Raw genomic sequence first — 8,808 nt, 5'->3', positions numbered from 1 at the left:
CAGTTCACAGAGGAGACAATCAACAAGAAGGTTCTTGAATACCTTGTTAAGCATCCGTATATTCATGCTGAAAAGGTCGAGACATTCGTGAATCTGGAAGAGAATTTACTTCACTGTGGACGGATTCGGTAATGCCGATTTTTCAGTGGATCTGTAAATCAATAATATAGAAATTATAAAAATTTAGACAAAACCAAAAACCAAAAAAATTTTTTGACGAAAAATCCAAAAAATGAACAAAACCCTATATAAGCAATGAGCATTGCAATATGGGAAACAGGGGGCTGTCGCACAATCTAGGCGATAGCCTCCTTTTTTTGCCACAAATCCGGTCCATTGTGGAGTCAATTTTTGTTCAGTCTAGATTTGAAGCGTACTTTAATAAGCCGACTGAAAGATCGACCTGTATTAGTGAATCTGGATTTTAAATATCTAAATTTATGATACCTTTTTCAACTCGAAAAGGTGTGTACCATACTCACTGGTTATTCTTTCAAGGCATTCTGCTCGTTTTTCTTCCATCTTTCTTGATACAGAAAGGGTCTTGTTCCTGTCCTCAAAAGGAGTCTTGCAGTTATTACCTTTGATGCAGTCTTTTTTGAAAGGACAGCCATGACAGCTTTCACATTCATATGATGTAATCTCACGTCGGTAACCGGTCGCTGTCTTTTGATTTCTTTTATTTACAGCAAGAAGCTTTTTACCGTTTCTGCATATATAACTATCAGTCTCCGGATCATAAGTCCATGTCTTTTAAACTAGCATGTATAGAGCTATAAAACATGCCTTATGCCAACAACAATTGCACATGAATAAACAGAACCCCATATGAATGCTGAATACATATATTGCACTGTGTATCTTATTGTGATGAACTATATTCAAATAAAAATGTTTGTAAAAACTTGTGATGCTCATCTGACTATAGAGGCTGTAGTTGTATGGTCTCTAAATTTTTTAAAAATTATATTGACACTCTGTCAACTCGATGTTATTATACGTACAGCACTTGACACGATGTCAACCGAAAGGAGATAATAATTATGACAAAGACATTACCAAAGATAGCACTCGGCGCATGGGCATGGGGAAATGATGGAACATTTGGAGACAACTGGACTGCAGATTCTTTAAGACCTATATTCGATGCCGCAATGAAGGCAGGACTTAACCTCTGGGATACAGCGTATGTATACGGCATGGGAACCTCAGAAAAGACTCTGGGAAGCTTCCTGAAAGACTTACCAAGAGATTCATACATCGTATCTGATAAATTCACACCGCAGTGTGCAAATTACTCTTCAGCAACACCGGTTGAGGATATGCTTAAGACAGAGTATGAGATGCTCGGAATCGACAGCATGGATATCTACTGGGTACATAATCCTGTAGATGCACCGAAGTGGATCACAGAGGTTGCAAAGTACTTTGAAGGAAAGGACAATGTTCCGGTAATCGGCGTATCAAATCATAACCTTGCTGAAATCAAGGAAGCCGACAGGATCCTTCGTGAGCACGGACTTAAGCTTGGAGCCGTACAGAACCACTACAGCCTTCTCAACAGATCTTCAGAGGATTCAGGAATCGTTGATTACTGTAAGGAAAACGACATTCAGTTCTGGGCATATATGGTACTTGAGCAGGGGGCTCTTTCAGGAAAGTATGATACTAAGAACCCAATGCCGGAGGGTTCAGGAAGAGCACAAACTTATAACCCTGTACTTGATAAGCTTGAGATAATGAATGCCAAGCTCAAGGAAGTGGCAGAAAAGTATAATGTGGCACCTGCACAGATTCCTGTAGCATGGGCAATCGCTAAGGGAGCACTTCCTATCATCGGTGTTACAAAGGTTAATCATGTAGAAGACGCAGTTAAGGCAAGCAATATTGCTCTTACCGCAGACGAGATAGCTGATCTTGAAAAGACTGCAGACAGCCTTAATCTCAACCTTATCCGTATGTGGGAAAAGAAGATGGATTAATGTTTTATGCCCTATAATTGACTACGTGTCAACATTATAGTATTATAAGCTATATTTGACACAAGAAATTAAAGGAGAATTTATCATGGCAGTAGAACTTAAGGAGACAATTGACAGAAGAAGAGAGGAGATAATGGATGCCTGTGAAAAGCTTTATGAAACCATGGGCTTTCACAGTATCACTATCAAAAATATAAGTACTGAAACAAGCTTCTCCAGACCTTCGATCTACAATTATTTCCAGACAAAGGAAGAGATATTTTTAGGACTACTGACCCGGGAATACATGAAATGGAATGATGCTTTAAGGAGCATCATAAACAGAAATTCGGATATGGACAAGGATGCCCTGGCAAGAGCCATCGCAAAATCAATGGAAGAAAGAAAAACGCTTCTCAAGATTTCGGCTATGAATCTTTACGAGATAGAAGACAACAGCAGAGATGAACTACTGGTTGAATTTAAAAGAGCCTTTAAAGAATCGGTTGAGCTGTTTGGTGAATGCCTTAAAAAGCACCTTGATATAACAGCACAAAAGAGTGAGCAGATAAGATACGCATTCTTCCCTTATATGTACGGCATATATCCCTATTCGTATCCGACAGAAAAACAGATAGCAGCAATGGATGAGGTAAAACTCTCCCATGTTGATGTAACTATATATGAAATGACATATCAGTTTTTGAAACTGATTCTTTAATATCACAAGACCGCCGAAAAGAAGATTTTACTTATATAACAGCGGTTCGAGAGGCCAGTAAAGGAAAAGGATTCCCTTACTTAATTTTAAGGAAGAAGGAAGTTTAAATGAAGAAGAATATTGGAGCAACATTAGCATTATATCCGGCACCTGTGATAGTAGTTGGAGCTATGGTAGACGGAAAACCCAACTGGACACTTGTGGCACATGCAGGAACCGTGGCACACAGCCACCTTATGGTTTCCATGGTTCAGGCACACTATACCAATAAGGGTATCCGTGAGAACAAGATATTTTCTGTAAATGTAGTTGATGAGTCATGGCTTAAGGAAGCTGACCGCATGGGTATTGTTTCAGGAAACAAGGAAGATAAGTCTGAAGATTTCAAATACACAGTAGGTGAGAATGGTGCGCCTCTTATTGATGAGGCAAAGATTTCCATCGAGTGCGAGATGGATCATAACTACGAGCTTGAGAACTTTGATAACTTTATCGGAAAGATCCTTGCCACATACGCAGATGAATCTGTTCTGAACGAGGCAGGAAAGATTGATTACCACGTATTCAAACCGGTGCTTTTTGAGTTCCCGACTTATGAGTATTTTGTAACAGGTGATAAGGTGGGCGACTGCGGAAAGATGAATAAGTAATTGTGTATAAGTCTGCGGTTTTGCCGCAGGCTTATTATTAAGAGGATTTTGTAATGATAATAACGGTTTTATTGGGAAGTCCTAATAAGAAGGGTTCTACAAGTATTCTGGTTGATGAGTTTAAACGTGGTGCAGAGGAATCAGGGCACACAGTGGAGATACTTGATGTATGCCACATGATCATAAATCCCTGCATAGGATGTGTTAAGTGCGGATATGAAGGTCCCTGTGTCCAGAAGGATGATACAGAAATAGTAAAAAGTAAGCTTCTTACATCAGATATGGTGGTATTTGCAACACCGCTTTATTACTACGGAATGTCTGCTCAGCTTAAAACAGTAATTGACAGGTTCTGTGCATATAACAGCAGTCTTAATAGTAGGCATCTGAAATCGGCACTTTTATCAGTTGCCTGGAACTCGGACGACTGGACCTTTGATGCATTGGAGGCCCACTATAAAACCCTCGTAAGATATATAAATTTCGAGGACAAGGGCATGGTGCTTGGAAGAGGATGCGGAACTCCCAGCATGACTTTAAGGAGCAGGTATCCAAAAAAAGCATATGAACTTGGAAAGGGGCTTTAACAATGACAGAACATGAGAAACTTCTTGCCGGTAAAGAATATGATTACAGGGATCCAGATATTCAGGAAATGATCGTATCTGCGAAGAAACTGATAAGGAAACTGAACGACACGGATGATCCAAAGGAGCAACGGGAATATACTAAAGAACTCCTTGGAGAAACAGGGGAAGGATCAGTCGTTATGACGCCCTTCCGATGTACTTACGGGAAGTATATAAGTCTTGGTGATAATGTGACCATAAATATGAACTGTACATTTCTTGATTCCAACAGGATCACTATCGGAGACAGGACTCTTATATCACCGGATGTAAAGATCTACTGTGGGGAACATAACCTAGATGCCGGTAAACGATTTGGAATAAGAGAGGATGGCAGTAAATATCTGATCACCACAACAAGACCTGTTAAGATTGGTTCAGACTGCTGGGTCGGAGGAAATGTTACGATACTTCCGGGAGTTACGATTGGTAATAATGTAATAATTGCAGCTGGAGCTGTTGTGACAAAAGATGTTCCTGATAATGTCATCGCCGGTGGAGTGCCGGCAAAAATCTTAAAGGAGAATGGAGGAAATGTCTGATGAAAAATGTCCTTATATTATCCTCAAGTCCAAGAAAACAGGGAAACTCTGACATCCTCTGTGATGAGTTCATGAAGGGTGCAGAGGATTCCGGAAACATAGTCGAGAAAATAACCCTGTATGACAGGAACATCAGCTTCTGCCGTGCATGCTATTCCTGTTTTAAAACAGGTAAATGCGTTATTGCTGATGACATGGCAGAAATCCTTGAAAAGATTCGGAAAGCTGATGTACTGGTGGTTGCAACACCTGCGTATTTTCTCACCATGAACGGGATGCTTAAGACAGTGATAGACAGATTTCTTCCGAAGTGGCAGGAGCTTGGCGGACATAATGTGTATCTCATCATTACCGGGCACGACCGGAAAAAGGGGCTAGAGCTAGTAGGAAAGGAATTAACGACCATATTTGAAAATCTCGGGAATACCGTCAGAGGGATCATATGGGGCGAGGGTGTTTGGCAGAAAGGCGAAGTAACAGGCACAAAAGCCATGAATGAAGCTTATATAACAGGAAAGAATGTTTAAAAGCAGAGGTAAATGAGATGAGCATTACAGTTAATCTTAGATATAAAGGCGAGAACGGATCTGCAAAAAAGTTTGCAGGTGAAATGATCAGTAGCGGTACAGTCGATGCGATAAGAAATGAAGCAGGGAATCTCCGATATGAATACTATCAGTCACTGGATGATCCTGAGACGATACTTCTTATAGACAGCTGGAAAGATCAGGGATCAATTGATGTACATCATGCATCACCGATGATGAAAACAATCATGGAGCTTCGTGAGAAGTATGATCTACATATGACTGTAGAAAGATATATATCTGATGATGGTATGCCTGAGAAGGATGCTGATTTTATAAGGAAATAGATGGAGGAATGAACTAATGGGCAAAGCATTGGTAACTTATTTTAGTGCAAGCGGAGTGACAAAAAGAGTAGCAGAAAAACTGGCTTCTGTTGCCGAAGCAGAGCTTTTTGAAATACATCCTGAAAAGAAATACACTGGGCAGGACCTTAACTGGACTGACCGTAACAGCAGAAGCTCAGTGGAAATGAATGATCGTAGCAGTAGACCTGCTATATCAAGCAGGATAGATAATATTTCTCAGTATTCCCATGTTTTTGTTGGTTTTCCGGTATGGTGGTACAGAGAACCATCAATAATCGATACCTTTATGGAAATGTACGATTTTTCAAATATCACTGTAATCCCATTCTGTACTTCCGGCGGAAGTGGAATTGGTGATTCAGGAAGAAATATGCAGAATCTTGCTTCTGGAGCAAAGGTTCTCAGTGGAAAAAGATTAACAGCAAACATGTCTATTGAAGAACTTAAAAGATGGATTGATGAGGTTGTAGATGAATAAAAAGAAAATAATACCTGTAATACTCTCTACCATGCTGCTTATCACAAGTTTAACAGGGTGTGGAGGTAATGATAAAAACATAGTTTCTGAAAGTACAGTAAAAGAAGATTCAGTAATAGAATCCACTATCAGTGAATCCGTAACAGAGTCTGGCAGCGATGAAGCTGTTTCTAAGACACCTGAATCTCCGACTACAGAAACTACTGAAAACATTTCTGAAAAAGATACTGCCAGGACTCTCGTGATCTATTTTTCTGCAACCAGAACAACAAAGGGTGTTGCAGAAAAAATAGCTTCTGTCTCAGGTGCAGATCTTTACGAGATAGTTCCTAAGGATCCGTACACTGATGCAGATCTTAACTATAGTGATTCCAACACAAGAGCTACCATGGAACAAAATGACCCTGATGCAAGACCGGAATTTGAACCTATCGAAATAGATATAGATAACACTTACTCCACTGTCTTCCTGGGTTATCCTATCTGGTGGGGTCAGGAGCCAAGGATAATGGATACATTCGTTGAAAGCTATGATCTCTCAGATATCACGGTGATACCCTTCTGCACTTCCGGGAGTAGCGGTATAGGAAGCAGCGGAAAAAGCCTTTCGGAAAAGTCCGGTAGTGGCAGATGGCTTGAAGGTAACAGATTTAGTGGCACTGTCACTGAAGATGAAATAAGAAATTGGATAGCTGGACTTGATATATAGGAAAAGTACGGAGGAAAAAGAAATGCAGGAAAAGATAGTACAGACAGCAGGAAGACAACAGCTTGGCGATTTCGCACCGGAATTTGCGCACTTTAACGATGATGTTCTCTTTGGTGAGAACTGGAACAATCAGGATATTGATGTAAAGACCAGAAGCATCATTACGGTGGTTGCGCTAATGTCTCAGGGAATAACAGACAGCAGCCTGAAATATCATCTAATGAATGCTAAGAACCATGGCGTGTCGCAAAAGGAAATGGCTGCTGTGATCACACACGTGGCTTTCTATGCCGGATGGCCAAAGGCCTGGGCTGTGTTTAACCTTGCCAAGGAAGTTTATTCAGAGAAGATCGAAGAACTTACGGAGAAGGATAAATACCAGAGTACGATTTTCTTCCCTATAGGCGCTCCAAATGATGGATTTGCCCAGTATTTTGACGGTCAAAGCTATCTGGCTCCGGTTTCTGCAAAACAGATTCCTATTTACAATGTAACTTTTGAACCGGGATGCAGAAATCACTGGCACATCCATCATGCAAAGAGCGGCGGAGGACAGATGCTCATATGCGTCGGAGGAAAAGGCTATTATCAGGAATGGGGTAAGGAAGCTGTCCTTATGACTCCCGGAACAGTCATTAATATACCTGCAGAAGTAAAGCACTGGCACGGTGCCGCTCCAGATTCATGGTTCTCACATCTTGCGATCGAGATAGAAGGTGAAAATTCAAGCAATGAATGGTGTGAATCAGTGTCAGAAGAAGATTATCTTAAGGCGGTCAGGAATTAAATATAAGAATAATGGACTCGTAAGAGAACTCATCTACAGCCTGGAATACCACTATAAGGTATTCCAGGCTGTTTTTTTATATCCCTGAATCTTGAAGTATTTGTATTAGCAAATGTTCTTGGAATGATACCCCAGCTACAAATGCCCCTCTATCAATAATGCCAAATCCATAAATTACAAACTAATCAACAATGCAGTCGCAGAATGGATGTTTTTAAAAACAATCGGCGCAGGTGAGATCAAACTTGATATTAACCTGATAATAAAAGATATAACTCCTGAGTTACATGAATACATTAACAGTAAAATGACAGAAGGAATCAGGCTGCGCACAACCAATTTGTGGCGGGTGCTATGGTAACAAAGATGATGCGTGAGCTGCTTGTCGATGCAAAGATGGTCGAAAAATTGACCCTCGTATTTGTATGTTGATAATTATGTTTCAGTATGTTCATCTCATTTCCATTGTTTTATTATTTGTGATATATCAGTACATTTGTCTTTTTCAAATAACCCCAGTGCTTTTACATCTTCTGGAGATATTGTGTCATCATCCCATATATCTTCAACATAGGGTGTTGAGTTCTCCTGCTTGATCCACATGGAAACCTTAGCGTCCAGAAATTCATTATCATCCAGCATATCTTCAAGTATGTTTCCTGCCACTTCACCGTGTTCTACGCTTATCCACTTTTTTCGCACAGAAGGATTCAATCCACCCCAGTCTATCTCATCATTGACCTGCGGCTTCTCAATCATGTAATAAGTGCCGTCAGGAGAACTTAGGATTATGCACTCTACGCCAGATATAAAATTACCAGACTCTTTATCAGACTTTTTACATGATGTGAGGCACAACAACAGCATTGTCATTACAACCAATGTAATTAATCTCTTTTTCATGGCCGTCTCCATATTTCTACCATTCTTCCAGCGTCTTTTTGTAATCTATCTTTTTAGCGACTTTGTTGAACGATGGTCGAAAAATTGACCCTCGTATTTGTAGTACATCCTGTACCAGATAAAATCCGAAATACAATATTTGATTCTGCTGGTTACAAGATTATATTCCTTGGACACATTATAACATTATATGGCAGGTCTTTCCTACGGTTTTCAGCTGATAATTAAACACATCATATTTTTGCTACATCAGATTTAGCGAAATTATTTTTCAAAAACATCAAAGCCTATTATCATGTGTGCGAAGGGTGACTTAAATAGTTACAACTAAAAATACGACGAATTGTAAACTGAAATGTTCAAAAAATTTTAGTTATACTCCAAAACCAAAAACCAAAAAAAACCAAAAAATTTTTTTGAGAAAGAATCCAAAAAATGAACAAAACCCTATCTTGTTCAAATAACATTGCAATATGGGAAACAGGGGAGAGTTTGAAATTTTTTCTGTAAATATGGGTATTCTATGATAATTT

General features: G+C 39.7%; 12 protein-coding genes. 10 read left to right on the top strand and 2 right to left on the bottom strand.

Annotated elements, in window-relative coordinates; all coding sequences use genetic code 11:
• Window positions 1-438: 438 nt before the first annotated feature.
• Window positions 439-717 carry a transposase gene (locus T515_RS18530; RefSeq protein ID WP_081832860.1) on the bottom strand — a complete coding sequence of 93 codons (279 nt, stop codon included), beginning with the start codon at window positions 715-717 and terminating at the stop codon, window positions 439-441.
• A 326-nt stretch (window positions 718-1,043) separates the two neighbouring features.
• Here T515_RS18530 and T515_RS15285 point away from each other — a divergent pair, with 326 nt between their 5' ends.
• The 10 genes from T515_RS15285 (at window position 1,044) to T515_RS15240 (ending at window position 7,372) form a co-directional block, all read left to right on the top strand.
• Entirely contained in the window at window positions 1,044-1,982 is a 939-nt protein-coding gene (locus tag T515_RS15285) for an aldo/keto reductase (protein ID WP_036613095.1), read from the top strand.
• 85 nt (window positions 1,983-2,067) lie between these two features.
• On the top strand, window positions 2,068-2,682 hold the full coding sequence (locus T515_RS15280; protein WP_036613090.1) for a TetR/AcrR family transcriptional regulator: 615 nt from the start codon (window positions 2,068-2,070) through the stop codon (window positions 2,680-2,682).
• Between the two features lie 107 nt (window positions 2,683-2,789).
• The gene (locus T515_RS15275; RefSeq protein WP_036613088.1) at window positions 2,790-3,332 is read left to right on the top strand and encodes a flavin reductase family protein; all 543 of its coding nucleotides are present in this window, start codon (window positions 2,790-2,792) and stop codon (window positions 3,330-3,332) included.
• A gap of 53 nt (window positions 3,333-3,385) precedes the next feature.
• Complete coding sequence (locus T515_RS15270; RefSeq protein ID WP_036613079.1) at window positions 3,386-3,919, top strand: flavodoxin family protein; 534 nt, start codon at window positions 3,386-3,388, stop codon at window positions 3,917-3,919.
• Window positions 3,920-3,921: 2 nt separating this feature from the next.
• Window positions 3,922-4,503, top strand: a complete 582-nt coding sequence (locus T515_RS15265; protein ID WP_036613075.1) for a sugar O-acetyltransferase — start codon at window positions 3,922-3,924, stop codon at window positions 4,501-4,503.
• Window positions 4,503-5,030, top strand: coding sequence for a flavodoxin family protein (locus T515_RS15260; RefSeq protein WP_242839402.1), 528 nt, complete (start codon window positions 4,503-4,505; stop codon window positions 5,028-5,030). Before T515_RS15265 ends, T515_RS15260 begins: the two co-directional genes overlap by 1 nt.
• A 17-nt stretch (window positions 5,031-5,047) precedes the next feature.
• The gene (locus T515_RS15255; RefSeq protein WP_031549754.1) at window positions 5,048-5,377 is read left to right on the top strand and encodes a putative quinol monooxygenase; all 330 of its coding nucleotides are present in this window, start codon (window positions 5,048-5,050) and stop codon (window positions 5,375-5,377) included.
• A 16-nt stretch (window positions 5,378-5,393) separates the two neighbouring features.
• Complete coding sequence (locus T515_RS15250; RefSeq protein WP_036613066.1) at window positions 5,394-5,876, top strand: flavodoxin; 483 nt, start codon at window positions 5,394-5,396, stop codon at window positions 5,874-5,876.
• Window positions 5,869-6,585, top strand: coding sequence for a flavodoxin (locus tag T515_RS15245; protein WP_036613065.1), 717 nt, complete (start codon window positions 5,869-5,871; stop codon window positions 6,583-6,585). Before T515_RS15250 ends, T515_RS15245 begins: the two co-directional genes overlap by 8 nt.
• Before the next feature lie 22 nt (window positions 6,586-6,607).
• Window positions 6,608-7,372 carry a carboxymuconolactone decarboxylase family protein gene (locus tag T515_RS15240; RefSeq protein ID WP_036613063.1) on the top strand — a complete coding sequence of 255 codons (765 nt, stop codon included), beginning with the start codon at window positions 6,608-6,610 and terminating at the stop codon, window positions 7,370-7,372.
• Window positions 7,373-7,828: 456 nt separating this feature from the next.
• On the opposite strand, the gene T515_RS15235 is transcribed toward T515_RS15240, so the two are convergent.
• Entirely contained in the window at window positions 7,829-8,275 is a 447-nt protein-coding gene (locus T515_RS15235) for a hypothetical protein (protein WP_036613061.1), read from the bottom strand.
• Window positions 8,276-8,808 lie beyond the last annotated feature (533 nt).

It is taken from the genome of Oribacterium sp. P6A1, from assembly GCF_000702885.1.
Classification (GTDB): domain Bacteria; phylum Bacillota; class Clostridia; order Lachnospirales; family Lachnospiraceae; genus Oribacterium.
Note: the sequence above shows the minus strand (reverse complement) of the source record. Positions and strands in the feature narration are given on the sequence as shown.

What these genes read in the sequence shown, in the direction of transcription:
- T515_RS15285 (WP_036613095.1), top strand. Translation starts at nt 1,044, where the DNA reads ATGACAAAGACATTACCAAAGATAGCACTCGGCGCATGGGCATGGGGA.
- T515_RS15280 (WP_036613090.1), top strand. Translation starts at nt 2,068, where the DNA reads ATGGCAGTAGAACTTAAGGAGACAATTGACAGAAGAAGAGAGGAGATA.
- T515_RS15275 (WP_036613088.1), top strand. Translation starts at nt 2,790, where the DNA reads ATGAAGAAGAATATTGGAGCAACATTAGCATTATATCCGGCACCTGTG.
- T515_RS15270 (WP_036613079.1), top strand. Translation starts at nt 3,386, where the DNA reads ATGATAATAACGGTTTTATTGGGAAGTCCTAATAAGAAGGGTTCTACA.
- T515_RS15265 (WP_036613075.1), top strand. Translation starts at nt 3,922, where the DNA reads ATGACAGAACATGAGAAACTTCTTGCCGGTAAAGAATATGATTACAGG.
- T515_RS15260 (WP_242839402.1), top strand. Translation starts at nt 4,503, where the DNA reads ATGAAAAATGTCCTTATATTATCCTCAAGTCCAAGAAAACAGGGAAAC.
- T515_RS15255 (WP_031549754.1), top strand. Translation starts at nt 5,048, where the DNA reads ATGAGCATTACAGTTAATCTTAGATATAAAGGCGAGAACGGATCTGCA.
- T515_RS15250 (WP_036613066.1), top strand. Translation starts at nt 5,394, where the DNA reads ATGGGCAAAGCATTGGTAACTTATTTTAGTGCAAGCGGAGTGACAAAA.
- T515_RS15245 (WP_036613065.1), top strand. Translation starts at nt 5,869, where the DNA reads ATGAATAAAAAGAAAATAATACCTGTAATACTCTCTACCATGCTGCTT.
- T515_RS15240 (WP_036613063.1), top strand. Translation starts at nt 6,608, where the DNA reads ATGCAGGAAAAGATAGTACAGACAGCAGGAAGACAACAGCTTGGCGAT.
- T515_RS15235 (WP_036613061.1), bottom strand. Translation starts at nt 8,275, where the DNA reads ATGAAAAAGAGATTAATTACATTGGTTGTAATGACAATGCTGTTGTTG.